This is a genomic window from Methylomonas sp. LW13 (genome assembly GCF_016865255.1).
Classification (GTDB): domain Bacteria; phylum Pseudomonadota; class Gammaproteobacteria; order Methylococcales; family Methylomonadaceae; genus Methylomonas.
In genome coordinates this window covers 1,705,779-1,724,367 of record NZ_CP033381.1, presented here as the reverse complement: position 1 = coordinate 1,724,367, position 18,589 = coordinate 1,705,779, and the positions used below count along the sequence as shown (strand labels likewise).

Here is an 18,589-nt window from a genome sequence, read left to right as displayed (position 1 = left end):
TTATAGCAGTAGGTTATTGTTTTTCCAGTTTAGTTTTATGTCGCCAAGCCGATTTTTTGCTAACACATTGATTTCAGCGGTACGTTGCCGCTGAAAATAATTCAAGCTAACCTCCACATCGGCATTGGGCAGAAAGCCGGCACCCATTTGCGGCCATTCGATGCAGCACAATGCGTTTTGGTTGAGATAATCGTCCATGCCCATCCACTCCAATTCCTCGGGGTCCTTCAGCCGATACAAATCAAAATGAAACAAGCGCCGGCCATCGACTTCGTATTCCTCGACCAAGGTGTAAGTAGGGCTTTTCACCGCGCCTGAGTGGCCGGCAGCGCGCAATAAGCCGCGCACCAGCGTCGTCTTGCCGGCACCCAAATCGCCGTACAAAAACAGCAGACATTTTGCCGGCAAGGCTTGCCAAAGCGCGGCGCCCAGCGCTTCGGTATCTTCGGGGGTTTCCAGCGTGATGTTCATTAATTCAATAATTTCCTGATTCGTTCCGGCAAATCACCGGCCAACAAGCCGCGCTCGCCCAATTCTGCAGTCAGACTGTCAGCCGCTTCGCCATGCACATAAACACCCAGCCTAGTCGCCTGCTCCAAACTCAAGCCTTGCGCCAGCAAACCGCCGATCAAGCCGGACAACACATCGCCCATGCCGCCGCTGGCCATGCCGGGATTACCGGTGGTGCCGACATATACCGTTTCACCGTTGCTAATCAAGGTACCGGCGCCTTTTAACAAACAGATACCACCGTACTGACTCTGAATATCCGATAAGGCTGCAAAGCGGTCTGCCGAGATTTGCCGGGTATTACATGCCAACAAGCGCGCGGCTTCGCCGGGGTGCGGTGTTAAAACCCAGTTATCGTGGCGCTTCGGTTGCTCCGCCAGCAAATTCAGCGCGTCGGCATCAAGCACGCAAGGCTTATCGCGACCCATGACGGTACCAAACATTTCCCTGGCCCAATCGTCCTGACCAAGGCCGGGCCCGATCACGATGACGCTGGCTTTATCCAGTAAGGCGTGCAGCGTTTCGCCGCATTCCACGCCGTGGCACATCAACTCCGGCCGGCCGATATTGATCAGCCCGCTATGCGCGGCGCGGGTGGCGATACTAACCAGACCAGCCCCGGAACGCAAGGCCGCCTCACCCGCCAAACGAATCGCCCCGGTATAACCCAGGTTGCCGCCGATCAAAAGTACGTGACCAAAATCGCCTTTGTGCGCCGTCCGCGGACGGCGCGGTAACGCTAACTTTTCCAGCAATTCCGCGAACGGGGGCATTGCCGCCAACACTGCCGCGTCGATATCCAAATTATTGCAAATAATCTCACCGCAATATTCCGGTGCTGCGCCGGTAAACAAGCCGCACTTCAAACCGATAAAAGTCACCGTCACTTCAGCCTTGACGGCGCAACCCAACACCGAGCCCGTGTAGGCATGCAACCCCGACGGCACATCCACGGCAATCACCGGACAATCTGATGCATTAATCGCAGCGATGGCTAACGCATAATCTTGCCCGACCTCTCGACTCAAACCGATCCCGAACAACGCATCGACGATCACGCCTTGCAGCCTGGATTGCCCGGCTTCGAAGTCGCTGACACAACCTCCAGCCTTTAAAAAATCTTGATACGCAGCAAGCGCATCGCCCGGCAATCCATGCGGATCGGTCAAGGCGTAAACGGTTACCTGATAATTAGCCTGCAAGGCCAGCGTCGCCACCTCATAACCATCGCCGCCATTATTGCCGCCGCCGCAAAACACCGTGATCGCGGCGTGTTCCGGCCAACGCCGCTGTATTTGTTCGAACAGCGCGTATCCGGCCCGCCGCATCAATTCCCTACCAGGAATCCCCAGCTCGTCGATCACATAACGCTCGGCTTCGCGGATTTGGGCGGTGCAAAAGAGTTTGTTTGAGGGTGTTTGCATAGCTTATGCCTTGGGGAAATCGAAGGGGGTTTCGCTGATCTTGCCGGGACTACTGAAAAATCAGCCAAGAGTTGCCGTTTAACTCCGGTTCTTCAGCGTCTGCTTACGTGCAGATAGCGTAAGTAGACCAGCATGCAATCAGCGTTTACGAAACAAACCGAACGCAAATATCCAACGCCGAACGTTTATCTGCATTCAAAGGGATAAGTTCAAAGACGATTGTAGCCCAATAGTTTTCCGACACGCTTCCTCTATTTAATCGCCGGGCTTACTAGGACCCGAGTTAATAGTCGTCATGCGCCGCATCGCGCCTGCGCCGATTCTTCCGTTAAGGATATCTTCCCCACAAGCACTACCCGCACTACATTCGAGCATCATGGAATTGAAATCGTAAATACTCGAATGGCCGCAATCGCCCTTCGGGTAAGGAACTCCTTTGGCGACATAGAAATTTGCAGAATGGCTACCATATAATCCGGCAGGACAGACAAATTCTTTCAAGACCATAAATGCATTATCCAGATACGGAGGAATATCAGGTGGCTTTTTATGCATTTGCGCATACTTTTGAGTAAGCAATCTGGTCCATTCCGCGACATCGTTTAATGTTGCCTTTCTTAATATGTTTTCCTTCAAGGCCTGTTCCAAGCCGGCACTCCCGGCTAGCGGTGTATTCGGCTCACGAAATGATTCGAGTGGGGTTGCGTTCGAAGTCACCAAACTCACACCATAAGCTATAGGGTCGCCAATCGTCACTTTACCTCTCGCCACTCGACTAAAACTCGCTATCGGCCGATTAAAAAGTTGCTGGGCTTGTTTGTTTTCATCAGAACCCGTTTTATTGTTTGTTAGCGCCGTTAATTCGCACGGGCCACCTTCATCATGGCTACTTGCCAATACCGGCGTACCGGCAGGCAATCCGGAAACACGTTGTTTGTGATAACCAAAAACGGAAACGGCTAAAATTTTGGTGCCAGGCGTCCAGCCTATATTCCAAATCGTGGGGTTATAAGTACCCAGCATCAATACAACCGGTTTATCGATTGAGTTGACTGCAACATCTATTTTTTTAGCAGCATTACCGCTTTTTTGCTCTATGACAAAATCAAGCTCTTTACCCTCTCCGCCGCCAGCCGCTAGGACAACAACACTGTCATTCAACTCCAGATTTCCGAAACTGCAACTCAGTGGTTGCTCGACAGTAAACGGAATGAGGGTATCGTTGATCGGATTATCTAAAGGCTTTTCTGTTGTACATGCCTGTATCAACAGTAACGCGGCAGAACTCAGTAATTTACGCATGGTGATCCCTAGTTGCTTAATAAAGCTTATCGCCCCGATATGCGGGGATTATTACTCATTGGACAAAGCCTTCAGAGCTTTGTCGGCGGCGAGCAACCCATATCCCGTTGACGAGTCATAACCGATGTCTCCCAAATCCAAACTGCTACGCCGTAACACGTCGTAAAGTTCGAGAGGCTGCAAACTCAGACCTTTTTTCGACGTAGCCTGCAGCACCAAAGCAGCCACTGCGGCGGCATGGGGAGCAGCCGCAGAAGTTCCGGTGAAGTTAGGCTTGCCGTCTTTTTCAGGGTCCGGACGGGTTTTGGAAAAGAAACTGGTATTGACGTTGGTGGGAGCCACGGCATCGACATGTTGCCGGACGACAGGCTCGGCTAAACGCTTGCCTTGATTATCGAATAAGACCGGCAAGCCGCCGGGCGAGGAATAGTAACTTGGCGCTGACGGCATTTTGCCCTGGCCGGCTTCTATGGCGCCGACGCTGAAAACGTTCGCAGCATTAGCATGACCGAACACTGAAGAGATGGTTTTCGGATCGTTGCGGTACTCGTCGATACTTGGGTGTTCGCTAGGTAGCGAGCTGCCGCTCAGGATGTATTTCAGTAAGCTAGGCGAGGGACCGGCCACTTTCAAAATGCTCAAACCGACGGTTTTTCGACGGCGGTTGCCTTTATTATCGAATCCGACCACTTCAACGGGGTCCCCACCCAAATTATCGGTTGAACCACCGATGCCCCAGGTTTGACTGACACGCTTGCAGGCCGGATCGTCGTAAACCACAACGTCCAGATCATTAGCCGAGCCAATACCGCCGCTAATCGACTTGGCCGGTTGGTCCCACTGCAAACTCAATACAGTAAACGCATCGGCGCCGACAGTAATCGTTTGGCAGGTGTCGGTTTTGTTAGGATCGGGATTGAAGTCGTGGGCGACGCCATGTTTTTCGCCCAAAGGATAGCGACCGCTATCGGCAAATGCCGATTGATAGCTGTTAAGGCCGGCGTTGCCTGCCGAAGAGAAAATAGCGATGCCGCGTTCGACTACCAGCCGATCAATCGTTTGCGATGCAGGCCCATCCTGAAACATCGGCTCGCTAAAATACACCGCATCATCAACGATAATTTTCGCACCGTGATCGGCCACTTGATTCAAGGCTTGCATCAAATCGCCGGGATTGTCGCCCATCGCATGAAACAGCAAATTGGCGCCAGGCGCCAGATCATGTATCACTTCCAGCATCGCCCGGCCTTCGTCGAGCGTCTTTTCGCCTTTACAATCGGCTTCTTTCACTACCGTCACTGTTGGTGGCAATTCGCCGCTGGCTTGCCCAATATCCGCACCGCCCAAGCAATTGAAACTGTCGCTGATAACGGCGACGGTAATACCCGCTCCGTTCAAAGCGTAGTCAGTTCTCGTCTGATTTACTCGTAAAATTGTGTCTTCTTGGTTGGTCGTAGGTTCGGAGGCTATTTCCGCTCTCACGTCTTTTGACAACCAACAGGCAAAGGTGGCGCAAACGTAAAGCGAAACTATTTTATGCATCAGACGATAAAAGTTACGTAACAAAAAAATTGATAATATTATTATGAAAAATACATTTTAAAGCCCCAAAACTCTATTTTGACAACTGATCTATTAGTGCTTTTGATTCTTGATAGCAAGCCAAATTTCCATCAGCTGGATGACGCAAGTCCGATGCATTCGTTATTTTGGCAGAAAGACCTTTTTGCAGAAAAAATCGGACGATATCGGGCTTGCATAACCACGCAGCATAATGGACCAAATTATTGCCGTTGTTTTCATAATCCAACGGCACACCTTTCTGAAAAAGAAATTTTACCAACTCAAGTTGCTTAGCATCTGAGTCTCGGTAATTCAAATTATAGTCTATTGCCCTCGCCATCACATAGGGGCTATCCAAACTAGCACCTTTCTTTACCAAAAGCTTAATCAATTCGATATTTATTGGCGCATCGATACTATACATTAGAGGATCAGAAAGAAATGCTGTCGAAATCGCCTCATCTAACTTAAGGCCAGCATTGAATACAAGCTCTGCCAATTCAGCATTTTTACTATTAATTGCGAAATAGAGCGCCGACGCCCCATTAGAATCTCGGACATGAATATTAGCGCCATGCGATAAAAGCACTTTGGCGGCCTTTACAAGGCCCAAGTTAATAGCCAACAATAGCGGCGATTTTCCTTCGGCCATCTCTTCAATATTGGCGCCACTCTTTAATAATTTTTCAATCTGCTTTAAATCATTATCGAGCACCGCCTTGTGCAAGTCCGGTTGCATCAAATATCGTCGAGAGGGATCGTGTTTATCGATCAAACCCTTGTCTGACGGCTTCCAAGTTTTGCCGCCATCCAGCGACCGGAAGAGTCCGCCGCCAAGCCATCCTGCGAACAATAGGTTAGGATCGCGCGGGTCAACAGCCAAAATGGTGGCAAACCAACTGCCTGGTAAACCATCACCTAGTATTTCCCATGTTTCGCCATAGTCAATGCTTTTCTTGAAGTTGCTATGGCCTCCTGAATTGGAGTCTCTATAACAAATTGCATAAATAATATTAGGCGACGAAGGCGCCTCTACTCCATCAACACAAAGTTCGCCAATATTATTCTTGCTCGTATTTCTAGTTTTTATGTCAAAAGATAGCTTAGTCCTTCGATTCTGATAAGCCCACGATAAGCCTTTATCGAAACTTATGAATTTATCTGAATTTCCGATAACCGCATAAATAACATTTTTATCTTCTAACGAAAATTTTATTTCTTTTATTACAGGGCCAATATAACCTGGCTTATTTGCTTCAGCGATGCAACTAAAAAATAAAAATAGAAAACAAATATTAGATTTTATAAATTTTTTTATTTCCTTGTGTTTGCTACGCATCTTTTGCACCGCCAAATCCAAAATTCATTTAATTACGAAATATCACGAGTAGCATAACAAGCGGTTGCATGATGTTCCTATACTTTCCAGAAATTAGTCAGAGATGAGGCAGTTTCTAGAAAATATTCAACATTTCTCGCCGCATTTATAATGTCTTCGAGTTACAATAATTGGTAACGATAAATTTTAGTCAATCAACCAGATAATGCCACAGACTGTAAAGGGCAAATGTTTGTCGATCCCCAAAAGTTCGAGACATCCCATCGCAGAAAAACACTACCGAAAAACACTCTGCCAAATCTCGCCGGGCATTATTTTACGGACAATCCATCACGCCGCTTATGTCACAATTGCCCCACTAAATCGATACGGAGCAAAACCATGCACCAATTTCTGTTAATCATCATGACACTGCTTGCGCTGAGCGGCTGCGCGTCGGAATCCTGCGATAAAGATGTGGTGAGCATCCTCAACCCCAATCAAACCAGCGCGAAGTTGTTGATGGATTACGCCAAAACCGCCGTCTGTAAGACCGATGCAACGGGCACGGCAAAGCCTACAACTGTAGACGAAGAGCGCAAGCTGGTGTTGATTTACGATTTGTATGTTAAAGCCAGGAGTTATGCGATTTTAAACAAAGTGTTTTTCTGGCTGTCGCTGATTTCGGCGGTGGCGGTATTTTTGTGGCCTTCGCTGGGGGTGTTGTTGAAAGACCGGCTGGGCGAGCGCGAATGGTATAAGTCGGCGATAGTGCAAACCACGGTGACAGGCATCGCCGCGTTGATGTTCGCGTTTTACAGCCAATACAAAGACAAGCAAACCTACACGGAAAATCTAATGCGCTACGCGGTGTTTTCCGATAAGCCGGTAGATGAATTGAGCCAGAAAGTGATCGAGGAAATCGGCAAAATCGATATTGGCTTTAGCTTCAGCGGGGTGTTTGACAAGAAGGAAGACAAATAACGGGAAGGCGCTAACAGCCGCTTTGTCTAAATCAAAAAGATTCCGGCAGCCTTTTACTGCAATAATTGAGTCCACCATAGCCTTGTGGTTTAAGTTGGCGACGAACGATTCCATACCATCGTAAGACGGGCTGTTGGCCTCGTAACTTATCCTTGCCATACGCGCAGCTTTTAACCGATAGTGCGCTCAACACCCGCGCTACATTCTAAGAGCCACGCGCTAAACCATGAACTCGGAAAACCTCAGCAAACCGCCATCGTCACAAGCAGCCAGCTCCTCCGCCCGGCTTTATCTATGGGTTCTAATGGCTATCGTTGCCGGCGGCCTTTTCGGTTACCTGGACGCCGAACACGCTATCTCGCTCAAACCCATTGGTGACGGCTTCATCAGCCTAATCAAGATGCTGATAGGCCCGGTGGTGTTTTGCACTATTGTGCTGGGCATCGCCGGTGCCGACGATATGAAAAAGGCTGGCCGGGTGGGCGTCAAAGCCTTGCTGTATTTCGAAATCGTCTCGACTTTCGCGCTGGGGTTGGGCGTGCTGGTGGCCAATCTGCTCAAGCCCGGCCAAGGCTTTAATGTCGATCCGGCCACGCTGGATGCGCAGGCGGTGTCCGGCTATGTGAAACAAGCCAGCCAGCAAAGCACCGCCGACTTTTTGCTGCACATCATCCCTAAAACCTTTACCGACGCCTTCACCGGTTCCGGCGATTTGCTGCAAGTGTTACTGGTGGCGGTGTTGTTTGGTTTTGCCTTGCAGCAAATGGGCAGCGCCGGCAGATCGGTGTATGTGTTTATCGAAGAATGCTCGCACATCTTTTTTGCGATGATGAGCGTGATCATGAAGCTGGCGCCGTTCGGGGCCGGCGCGGCGATGGCGTTTACCATCGGTAAATACGGTGTGGCTGCATTGAAACCGCTGGCCGCGCTGATGGGTAGTTTTTATCTGACCTGCGGCTTGTTCATCGTCTTGATTCTAGGCAGCATAGCCGCACTGACCGGCTTCAATATTTTTCGGCTGTTGCGCTACATCAAGGAAGAAATGTTGCTGGTGCTCGGCACCTCGTCGTCGGAATCGGCGCTGGTGCCTTTGATGAACAAGCTGGAAAAACTGGGCTGCTCGCGGTCGGTGGTGGGTCTGGTGATACCGTCCGGCTACTCGTTCAATCTGGACGGCACCAATATTTATCTGACCATGGCCGCGCTATTCGTCGCCCAGGCCTTGAATGTCGATCTAACGCTGACGCAACAATTAACGCTGTTGTTGGTCGCGATGTTGACCAGCAAGGGCGCGTCCGGTGTCACCGGGGCCGGCTTTATCACCTTGGCGGCTACACTGGCGGTAGTGCCGGCAGTACCGGTCGCGGCGCTTTCGTTAATCCTGGGCATAGACCGTTTCATGTCGGAAGCGCGGGCCTTGACCAATATCGTCGGCAATGCGGTAGCCACGATTGTAGTGTCGCATTCGGAAGGCGAGCTGGATACAGAAAAGATGCGGGCGCAGCTAGGTCGAAACCGGTCAAGCCAGGGTGTCTAACCCCAGTAAGCGCAGGCCTTGCCGCTGCCGATAGCTGACTACCGGCATGATGTTTTGCGCCAATAGATTATTCGCCTGCACTTCGTTCAACACCACTTCCGTCGCCGGCTGCAATACCTGCTCGCCGTCCAGTTCGTAGCTAAACGCCGGCACATCGGCAAAAAAGAATTGCTCGGGTGTCGCGTCATCCTGAGCCGCTCTCAACAATACCCTGGCCGCTAAAAAGGCCGAATTTCCCCACAACAACTCGTTGGTCTGCGGGATATTAGTGCACTCTTCAAACGCCAAGCTCTCCAGCGGATCGCGTTTGCTGCCATAAGGCAAACGCATCAGCACGCGCGGATAGGTCAAGATCACGCTGTCGGCCTGGATCTGCTGGCGATATGCCAACCAATCCGCGGCATTCTGCAACGCCTCGACCACCAAACCGTTCCCTGCGCACGCCAGAAAACCCGCCCCGCATTTGGCGGCTAAATCCGCACAATAACCGAGCAAGGCTTTGTCGTCCGCATTATCGGCAAACAGATAATCGGCCACGATCAACACATCCTGCTCGCCGTCACCGGTTTGAATATGTTGCTGCAAACGCTGGACGACGCTCTCGCCGCCTTTTTCCAGCTCCGCCAGCAATTGGGCTTGGCTAATATCCAGCAAATAGAGCTGTTGCGCGTCGGCCGCTTCTTCATGCACCAATTCATACGTCGCCCGCCACAAAGCTTCCAAGGCTTGAAAATCCTGCCGGTGTAACAGGGCTTTCACAAACTGTGCGGTGGCGGCGTCGATCACATCGATTAAAACCCCATGCTGCGGATTAGCGTCTTTGGCGACATGCGGCTCCACAATCTGTTTCAACAAACTATCCAGAGAATCGGACGCCTCGACCGCGCCTTCCGGCTTTTTCCCCAACAGGCGTTCCAGCATATCGTCCTGGCTTTCCGTTTCCGCCACAGGCGCTGCTGCTTCGCTGGCGACTACGCCAGGAAAAAAGGCCTGAATTTTCGCCGCCGCCTGCGCGGCGGTATTGGGGTTGCCCAGTTCCGATTTTAAAGTCCGCAAATCGGCCAGCAGCTTGACTTTTCCCAACCAGGCATCGGGATGAAAATCCTCCAGCGCCGGAAATTGCAGCGTGATGCCCGAGCTGACTTCCAGTGTGGGTGTGACTTGCGCCAGTACTTGCTCAAAGTTATCGACATCGATTTTGCGCATTTTGCTTTGCTCCCAGGGCACGGCGACACCGGAAAAATTGCCGAACACATAAACCCGGTAGCTACTGTCGCCGCCGGCCTTGGCCGTTTTTCCGGCATTAAAACCCATCGTAAAATCAATTCTGCCTGACATGTTTTCTCCTCGCGCGTTCAGTGCTTTACCATCAACAGTAGCAGAGCAAACCCGGTCCAACAAGCCAGCCGGTTTTTCCGGATAGCGGTATGCTTATGGCTGTCAGTCCAACAGGTGATAGCCATGAGCAACGCCAACCGTTTAGCCGAACTGCGCCGGCGCATCAATCAAGCATTTACCCAAGCAGAGCCGCGAGCCATCTCCGGCCTAATCGCCAGGTTGGGAGATTACGATAGCCAGGCCATCGGCGCCTCTACGCAGGCATTAATAGAAGCGGTACGCGCCAAGCATAAACAGCCGGGCATTTTCGAAGCCTTCTTGCACGAATACAGCCTGAGCAGCGATGAAGGCATCGTCTTGATGAGCATCGCCGAAGCGCTGCTGCGGATTCCGGATAGCGACACGCAAAACCTGTTCTTGCGCGATAAACTCGCCGATGCCGACTGGTATAGCCACTGGTTGCACAGCGAGTCGGTAGCAGTCAATCTGGCTAGTGGCGGTTTATGGATCAGCGGCAAAATGGAAGAACTGGTTCGGCAGCGGGTTTTCGATGGATTATTAAGCCGGCTGGGCGAGCCGCTGATCCGCGCAGCGATCAAGCAAGCCATGCAGCAAATGGCCGAACATTTCGTCATCGCCGAAAACATAAACGCGGCTATCAAACAATCCGACCGCAATCCGGCCTATCACTATTCTTTCGATATGCTCGGCGAAGCGGCCTTAACCCAAGACGATGCGGAACGCTATTGCGCGGCCTATCGGCATGCCATTGAAACGCTGGCCGAATCAGCAACAGCCGATTTATTTACCAACCCCGGCATTTCCATCAAGCTGTCGGCGTTATATCCGCGTTATGAGCCATTACAGCAGCGTTATGCGGTGCCGGCCATCAGCGACAAACTGTTAGCTTTGGTTAAGCTGGCCCGCGCGGCGAATATTTCCGTGACTGTCGACGCGGAAGAAGCCGAACGGCTGGATATGTCTTTGGATATTTTCGCGGCGGTATTTGACGATCCGGCGCTGGCCGCTTGGCCGGGCTTCGGTCTGGCAGTGCAAGCTTATCAAAAACGCGCGTTGGCGGTGATCGATTGGCTGGCGGCATTGGCCGAATCCCAGAAGCGCATCATTCCCATTCGCTTGGTAAAAGGCGCGTACTGGGATAGCGAGATCAAACGCGCCCAGGAAAACGGCTGGGACGACTACCCGGTGTTCACCCGAAAGCCTGCCACCGACTTGTCTTATCTGACTTGCGCTCGGCTGATACTGTCCAAGCCTCAAGCTTTTTATCCGCAATTTGCCACGCATAATGCCCACAGCGTCGCGGCGATTTGCGAGTTTGGCAAAGAGCATCCGGGGTTTGAGTTCCAGCGACTGCATGGCATGGGGAGCGCTTTGTATGATGAATTGCTCAATCAACGCCCGATCAATTGCCGCGTCTATGCGCCGGTCGGCAGCTACCGGGATTTGTTGCCTTATTTGGTCAGACGCTTGCTGGAGAACGGTGCGAATACCTCGTTTATCAATCAAATCGAAAATCCGGCGATTAGCTCTGCCATGCTGTCCGGCGATCCTTTGAACCAGTTAAACGAAGTCGAGACTAACCCTCTTACTGTTCCCACTGACTTATTCGGCGCGCAACGCAAGAACTCGCAGGGGCTGAATTTAAGCGATCCCGAGAAATTACAGCAGTTGCAAAATGAATTGGCTGCTATGTCGGACCAGACTTGGCAAGCCGCACCATTGATTGCTGGTCAACAAATGCATGGCGAACCGCATCCGGTTTATAGTCCGCACGACCAGCTCAGCCTGGTTGGCGAAGTGGTGTTCAGTTCCGCAAATGATATAGAACAAGCCTTGCAACAAGCCACACGCGCGTTCGATGACTGGCGTTTATGCCCGGTCGCAACCCGCACCGGGTATCTGCTAAAAGCGGCAGATTTATTGGAGCAGCAGCGCCTGAAATTGGTGGCGCTGTGCATTCGCGAAGGTGGCCGAACCGTGCGCGACGCGCTGGCGGAAGTGCGGGAAGCTGTCGATCTATGCCGGTATTACGCGGCCTGCGCGGTCGAACAATTTGCTCAGCCACTGCGCTTACCGGGTCCAACCGGTGAAGACAATCAATTATTTAGTGTCGGGCGCGGCGTGTTTGTCTGCATCAGTCCGTGGAATTTTCCGATTGCGATTTTCATCGGCCAAATCGCCGCCGCGTTGGTGGCCGGCAATACGGTAATCGCGAAACCGGCGCTACAAACATCATTAACGGCCACGGCCTGTTTGCGCCTGTTACATAGCGCCGGCGTCCCGGAACAGGTACTGCAGTTTTTGCCGGGCGAGGGCGCCGAGATTGGCCGTCATTTGCTGAGCGACGAGCGCGTCGCCGGCGTGGCGTTTACCGGCTCCGTCGCCACCGCCCTGAATATCAACCGGCAACTGGCGAGTCGTAACGGCGCCATCGCCACGCTTATTGCCGAAACCGGCGGGCAAAACGCGATGATCGCCGACAGCTCCGCGCACCAGGAACAGCTGGTGACGGACGCCTTGCAATCAGCATTTAACAGCGCGGGCCAACGCTGCTCGGCATTGCGGGTATTGTTTCTACCGGACGACATCGCCGACAGCGTCATTGCGCGCTTGATCGGCGCGATGCGTGTGCTGCGGGTCGGTTCGCCGCTGGATATTGCCACCGACGTCGGCCCTATTATCGATCAACGCGCGTTAGCCGCCCTGCAACAGCACATCGAGAAGCTTGAACACGACGCCAAGCTGTTATATCAACTGCCCTTGACCGACGATCTAACAAACGGCTGTTTTTTTCCACCGACGTTAGCGGAAATACCTGCCCTATCCTTCCTTGACCACGAAGTGTTCGGCCCCATCCTGCATATAGTCCGTTACCCAGCCAACGAGCTGGCAAAAGTGGTCGAGGCCATCAATGCCAGCGGCTACGGCTTGACACTGGGCATTCACAGCCGCATCAACGCCAATATGCGTTACATCCAAGAGCACGCGCGGGTCGGCAACATTTACATCAACCGCAACATGATAGGCGCGGTGGTGGGTGTGCAGCCGTTCGGCGGCATGGGCCTGTCCGGCACCGGCCCGAAAGCCGGCGGCCCCCATTACTTGCAACGCTTTGCCAACGAACAAACCCTGACCACCAACCTCACCGCTATCGGCGGCAATCCTTGGTTGTTGCGAAAATAAACATGGATTTCATGGTCTGGGTTCGCGAAATTTGAAATCCGCGCCCTGCTCGATAGTGCAATTTTACAAAAAACGTTGTTAGTTTCTGCCTTTGAAGCCGAAAACCTCTAGTGTTAGTCTAGTTGCACAACCGGGTATGCCCCACTACTCTCCATCGCAATCAGAGATTGGCGCTTATGTCTAAAGAAAACAAATCCACAGCGATCTCGCCTAACTTATTAAGCGTGCTATTGATCATTTTGGGCGGCAGCCTGTTCGTAGGCCAAAGCCCCTTCAACGATTCCAGACCCAATAAAGCGTCCTTATCGCAATTGCAACAAGCCGGCTTTAAGTCCGACATAGACGCGCGTTTGTGGCAAGACCCATTCGAAGCCATCGCCAACCAAAATGTGAATAGTCAGGGGTATCAGCAATATAAAGACCAGAAGGAATTGATAAAAACCCTTCAGTCCCACTTGGAAGACATTCCCGACGGGCGGCAAATCGTCATCGCCACACTAATGCCCAATGGTCATTATCAAGAAGACGTGGAAACCCGGCGCCGTATCCGCTACGCGGTATTATCAGGGTTAATCGGCAATTCCAAACAAGAGTACGGCCCAAGCGACGAGGAGCATATCGGTTACGTCAATTACCTGCTGAACAAATCGAGTACCTTGATCGCATTCGAACATTTGGTTTGGAAAGCCCAACCGATGGCCCGGAGTCCGGAAGCGGAGAAACATCCGCCTATTTTGCTGCTATACCTTGACAGCAAAGCCTTCGGCTATGAGCCGCTAAAAGATCTTTTCAAAAATTTGCGCAAACTTTACGAGAAAAACAACAAGCTAGAGCTCAACGTACTGGGACCGGCAACTTCGGACGATCTGCAAGCCATGGCGAGCGAGGCACTGAAAGTCGGCAAGCCCAAGGACGCGCCGTTGTTTCGAATGTATTCGCCCCGAGCAACGGTCGATGAAGGTAAATTAATGTACGGCAACCAAGCGGCAACGGCCCATCAACCGAGCAACTTGGCCGAGCACTTCAAAAATCACCTGTCGTTCCTCCGCACCACGGCGACCGACAGCCAGCTGGCGGGCGCGCTGAGCCAGGAACTGGAACTCCGCGGCGTACGGATCGGCGACCAAGCCGAGCTGGCTAAGCCCACTAAACACGTGGTATTGATCTCCGAAACCGAATCACTGTACGCCTACCATATTGGCACCACATTTGCCGATGCGTTAGTCGAAACCGCCATGAACGGAAAACACTCGTTTGGCGCATGCCGCGACCCCATGATTTCAACAGCGGGTTGCGCGAATTACTTGCAAAAATACGTACACCAATACACCTATTTCCGAGGCTTGGACGGCAAAACCCTGCGCGGCCAAAGTAGTACCAGCACCGGCAACAAATCCGGCAACAATGATACCAACAGTGCCGCCGAGGCTTCCAAAGCCATGGAGCATGCCGACGGCGACAGTCAGTTTGATTACATGCGCCGGTTAACCGACAGGGTTGAAGAACTGGAACAGGAACTGGAAGACCACGACCAAGCCATAGGTGCCATCGGTATCCTCGGCAGCGATGTCTACGACAAACTACTGGTGCTGCAAGCGCTGCATGCCAAATTTCCGGATGTTTGGTATTTCACAAACGTGATGGATGCCCGACTTCTACACCCGGAGCAAAACGAGTGGGCTCGTAACCTGATTGTTGTCTCGAGTTTCGGTTTGCAATTACCGCCGGCATTACAAACTCGTATCCCGCCGTTCCGCGACAGCTATCAAACTGCATATTTTTTAGCCGCGCAAATGGCCTTGTGGGATTCCAACCATGAGCCCTCGGAAGCGACTGGCGCAGCAACCGGGTGCGATACGACCACGCGCCAACAATTGCTGGACAGCGAGGTATTCAATCAACCCGCCTTGCATGAAATCGGCCGTAGCAAAGCTTTCCCTCTCAACACGGACACCGGCAAAACCGACCGGCAAAAATGTGATGCCTTAGGGCCTATGGAGACCCTGATACAATCCGGAGGCGATCTCAGCGACACCGCGCCGACACCGGATTCGGCAACCGCGCAATCGTTTTCAAGATTTCCGCGCCTGGCATTGAAAATGTTAATCGGCGCATTCGTATTGATCGGGCTCGGGCTGTATTTTCGGCGCAAAATCAAAATCGCGACCGCCGCCAAACTCCCGGTGAAAGCCGCCGTGCTGCGCCGGCAAAGAGTCTGGTTGCTAATCGCTTTCGCCATTGGCTGCGGACTAGCGGCTTTCGTGCTCAATAACCCACAACCCGAACCATTGGCCTTAATCGAAGGCGTAAGCATGTGGTCGACGGAGGCAATCCGCTTCGCCGCACTGGTTGTCACAGTGTATTGGGTTATCGAAACCGCCAAGTTTCCGCTATTGCTTTGGGAACAGCTGAACTTCAGCGGTAAGTTCGGCGTATCCGCCGACAATCGCTGTTACGCGCACGATAGATATTTGGACAGGCGACTGAAACGAAATATGCATGTTAGGCGAATCAGCATTTTGACATTTTTAGCGTGGATCTTATCGTTTGTGGTGATTTTGTCCTTGGGCGTGCCTTTTACGCCGTATCGCGGCCCTTTAGTCTATTACCTCGATTTAATCCTGCTGAAGGCGATCTTGGTGCCGGCATTCCTGTTTTTGATGATCAGCGTCACCGAGGCAGCGCAAGCGATCATCCAGTTTATCCGCACCATTCCGCGCGCGGCGCCCTGGCCGGCGTCCATGACGAAGGAATACAGCGACACATTGAATATCGATGCAGCGTACCTTCAGGACTGGGTGACGATACGTTTGGTCGGCGATATGACGCAACAGACAAGCCGCCTGATCTCGTATCCGCTATTCGCCGCCGCTCTGATGGTTTTGGCGCGCATGAGTTATTTCGATAACTGGCATACGCCGGCCGGTCTGCTGATCGTGATCGGCGTTTGCATCGCATACTTGTTCTATTGCGACTTCCGCCTGAAAGCGTTAGCGGATGAAACCGAGCAAAACGCCATGAAAAACCTGCGCCGATTATCGATAGCCAATCATGGCAACGTGAAAGATTCATCCCTCGCCGGCAAACTGACCAGCCTCTCCGAGTTGGCGGAACGCTACGCCGAAGATACCTATAAACCGTTTGTGCAGCGCCCGATTTTTCAGGGCATGCTGCTAATTATCATGGCCGCCGCCATCGGTTATACAGACTACTTATCCATCATGATGAAAGTACTCGGTTAGCCTCGCAAAGCCGTCCACCGTCCGCAGGAGCCGCGTATCGCCAATGCCAAACGATTGAATTTCGTTAGAAAAAATGCGATGGTGGCTGCTTATCTGCCCGGACAAGGGAATAGGCACCAGGCCGACACACCCCGAGGCGGATCCCGCTTTCTCGGAGAATCGAATATGCTAGCCACCAAACGCTATGAATATCTTCCCATCGACCAAATCGAATTTCACCACACCCTCACCAACCACAGAGAACTGGATCGGGCGAAAGTCGCGCATTTGGAAAAAGACATCGTGGTCAATGGCTTGTTCGAACCGTTAGTGGTGTGGGAGCGCAACAACCGCGAATATTATCTGGTCGGCGGCTTTCACCGCATGGAAGCCATTCAAGGTATCCGCCGCGCCAATCCCGGCTATTTCGACAGAGTGGACGTCAGAATCGTCACCGGCGATCCGGACGAGATCAAGGCACTGAATCTGAAGCTGAATTCCGACCGGGTCGATACCCGCATCACCGATTATTTTCAAACGGTGATTTACTTGAACAATGCCAACTGGTCCAGGGAGCGCATCGCCGAATTCTTCGACAAAAGCGTCAGCTGGATTGACGACATCATTCGCTACGCGCCACTGACGACGGAAGCCATGCGCGAAAAACTGGCGGGTGGAGAGCTATCCTGGGCCAGGGCCCGCGACATCTTGCGTAAAGCCTTAAACGCACCGCCCGGCAACGAAAAAGCGATTATCGAAAGCGAACTGTCTCGGCCAGCGCAACCGGCCGCCAAGCCTTTGCCGTTCCGCACGGCCATCAAACACCTATCGAGCGCCGTTAAAGCTGATCCCAAACGCACGTTTAAAGTCAGCACTCAGGATGTTTACGCGCTGGTACTGGCTTTGCGTGGTAAAAACGTCGATCAAGAGGCCATCGAGCGGGTGCGTAAAGCATTTCCCGTGTTGTGGGATGATGAATAGTTCGATAACAGGAAACGAGCCATTCCTGAATTGTCATAAAATTGGGCATCCACTTCAGCTAAGATAAGTTTGACCGGAACAATGCCCCGTTTTGCGCATCACACGCCGGGATATTTTGGGAAATTCAATACTGAAATAATGTGTTAGCGATGAACAATCTTGTTTTTAAAATAGTGAACGCTCGCAGAACCTATCGACAACGCATGCCACACGCCGGCAAACTGGCCGGCTTGTTAGTGCTGCTCTCACTGAGCGGCTGCATGCCGATGAGCTATCCACCCGGTGCCAAAACCAATACCGCGCAGTTAGGCGACAATGCTTTCCTAACCGAAGACGGCGCAAGTCTGCCACTACGGCGGTGGCTGCCCGAGGCAGAACCCAATGCAGTGATCATTGCGCTGCACGGTTTTAACGATTACAGCCACTTTTTCGATGCGCCGGGCAATTATTTCAGCAAACTCGGCATCGCCTGTTTCGCCTATGATCAACGCGGTTTCGGCGCGGCACCGCAGCGCGGCTTGTGGGCCGGCAGTGACGCTTACGCGCAGGATTTAAAACAATTAACCCGACTGCTGAAACAGCGTTACCCAGATAAACCGCTTTACCTGTTGGGCGAAAGCATGGGCGGCGCGATTGTGATTACGGCGTTGCAGCAGGAAAACATGCCGGACGTCGCCGGCATCATCCTGGCCGCGCCGGCGCTATGGGCTAGATCGACCATGCCCTGGTATCAAACCAGCTTACTATGGACACTGGCGCATAGCATGCCCTGGCTGACCTTGACCGGCAGCGGCCTGGAAATTCTACCGTCGGATAATATCGATATGTTGCGGGCGATGGGCCGCGATCCGATGGTGATCAAGGCCACCCGCGTGGAAACGGTCTACGGCTTGACCAACCTGATGGATGCGGCGTTCGATAGTGCAAACTCGCTAAGGGCTCATACCTTGATGCTGTACGGCGAGAAAGACGAAGTCATCCCCAAAGAACCGACCTACGCTTTTTTGCAACAAATGCTAACCACCGATACCACGGAAAAAACCGTGGCCATTTACCAGAACGGTTACCACATGCTGCTCCGCGACCTACAAGCCCCCACCGCCTGGCAGGACATCGTGGCCTGGATAAAAATCGGCCCGAACCAGCTGCCTTCCGGTGCGGACGCACGCGCCCGGCAATTGTTGAGTAAGGGCTAAAGCCTCATTCC

General features: G+C 52.4%; 12 protein-coding genes. 6 read left to right on the top strand and 6 right to left on the bottom strand.

Going from position 1 to position 18,589, the window contains the following annotated elements:
• The 5 genes from tsaE to JL719_RS07740 form a co-directional block, all read right to left on the bottom strand.
• A complete protein-coding gene (gene tsaE, locus JL719_RS07760) occupies positions 1–471 on the bottom strand; it encodes a tRNA (adenosine(37)-N6)-threonylcarbamoyltransferase complex ATPase subunit type 1 TsaE (RefSeq protein ID WP_033157311.1) in 471 nt (156 codons plus the stop codon).
• Positions 471–1,934: an NAD(P)H-hydrate dehydratase gene (locus JL719_RS07755; RefSeq protein WP_033157310.1), complete on the bottom strand. Its 1,464-nt coding sequence runs from the start codon at positions 1,932–1,934 to the stop codon at positions 471–473. Before JL719_RS07755 ends, tsaE begins: the two co-directional genes overlap by 1 nt.
• 255 nt (positions 1,935–2,189) lie before the next feature.
• Complete coding sequence (locus tag JL719_RS07750; protein WP_051670089.1) at positions 2,190–3,236, bottom strand: hypothetical protein; 1,047 nt, start codon at positions 3,234–3,236, stop codon at positions 2,190–2,192.
• Between the two features lie 51 nt (positions 3,237–3,287).
• Entirely contained in the window at positions 3,288–4,634 is a 1,347-nt protein-coding gene (locus tag JL719_RS07745) for a S8 family peptidase (RefSeq protein WP_051670087.1), read from the bottom strand.
• 217 nt (positions 4,635–4,851) lie between these two features.
• Positions 4,852–6,138, bottom strand: coding sequence for an ankyrin repeat domain-containing protein (locus tag JL719_RS07740; RefSeq protein ID WP_033157309.1), 1,287 nt, complete (start codon positions 6,136–6,138; stop codon positions 4,852–4,854).
• 381 nt (positions 6,139–6,519) lie between these two features.
• On the opposite strand from JL719_RS07740, the gene JL719_RS07735 reads away from it, so the two are divergent.
• Together JL719_RS07735 and JL719_RS07730 are read left to right on the top strand one after the other, a co-directional pair.
• Positions 6,520–7,101: a hypothetical protein gene (locus tag JL719_RS07735; RefSeq protein ID WP_033157308.1), complete on the top strand. Its 582-nt coding sequence runs from the start codon at positions 6,520–6,522 to the stop codon at positions 7,099–7,101.
• Between the two features lie 226 nt (positions 7,102–7,327).
• Entirely contained in the window at positions 7,328–8,638 is a 1,311-nt protein-coding gene (locus JL719_RS07730) for a C4-dicarboxylate transporter DctA (protein WP_033157307.1), read from the top strand.
• Here the strand turns inward: JL719_RS07730 and JL719_RS07725 are convergent.
• Entirely contained in the window at positions 8,621–9,976 is a 1,356-nt protein-coding gene (locus JL719_RS07725) for a type VI secretion system contractile sheath domain-containing protein (RefSeq protein ID WP_033157306.1), read from the bottom strand. The genes JL719_RS07730 and JL719_RS07725 overlap by 18 nt on opposite strands.
• A gap of 123 nt (positions 9,977–10,099) precedes the next feature.
• On the opposite strand from JL719_RS07725, the gene putA reads away from it, so the two are divergent.
• The 4 genes from putA (at position 10,100) to JL719_RS07705 (ending at position 18,578) form a co-directional block, all read left to right on the top strand.
• The gene (putA, locus tag JL719_RS07720; protein ID WP_033157305.1) at positions 10,100–13,180 is read left to right on the top strand and encodes a bifunctional proline dehydrogenase/L-glutamate gamma-semialdehyde dehydrogenase PutA; all 3,081 of its coding nucleotides are present in this window, start codon (positions 10,100–10,102) and stop codon (positions 13,178–13,180) included.
• 176 nt (positions 13,181–13,356) lie between these two features.
• Entirely contained in the window at positions 13,357–16,422 is a 3,066-nt protein-coding gene (locus tag JL719_RS07715; protein WP_033157304.1) for a hypothetical protein, read from the top strand.
• Positions 16,423–16,587: 165 nt separating this feature from the next.
• Complete coding sequence (locus JL719_RS07710; RefSeq protein ID WP_033157303.1) at positions 16,588–17,382, top strand: ParB/RepB/Spo0J family partition protein; 795 nt, start codon at positions 16,588–16,590, stop codon at positions 17,380–17,382.
• Between the two features lie 203 nt (positions 17,383–17,585).
• Entirely contained in the window at positions 17,586–18,578 is a 993-nt protein-coding gene (locus JL719_RS07705) for an alpha/beta hydrolase (RefSeq protein ID WP_033157462.1), read from the top strand.
• Positions 18,579–18,589: the final 11 nt, after the last annotated feature.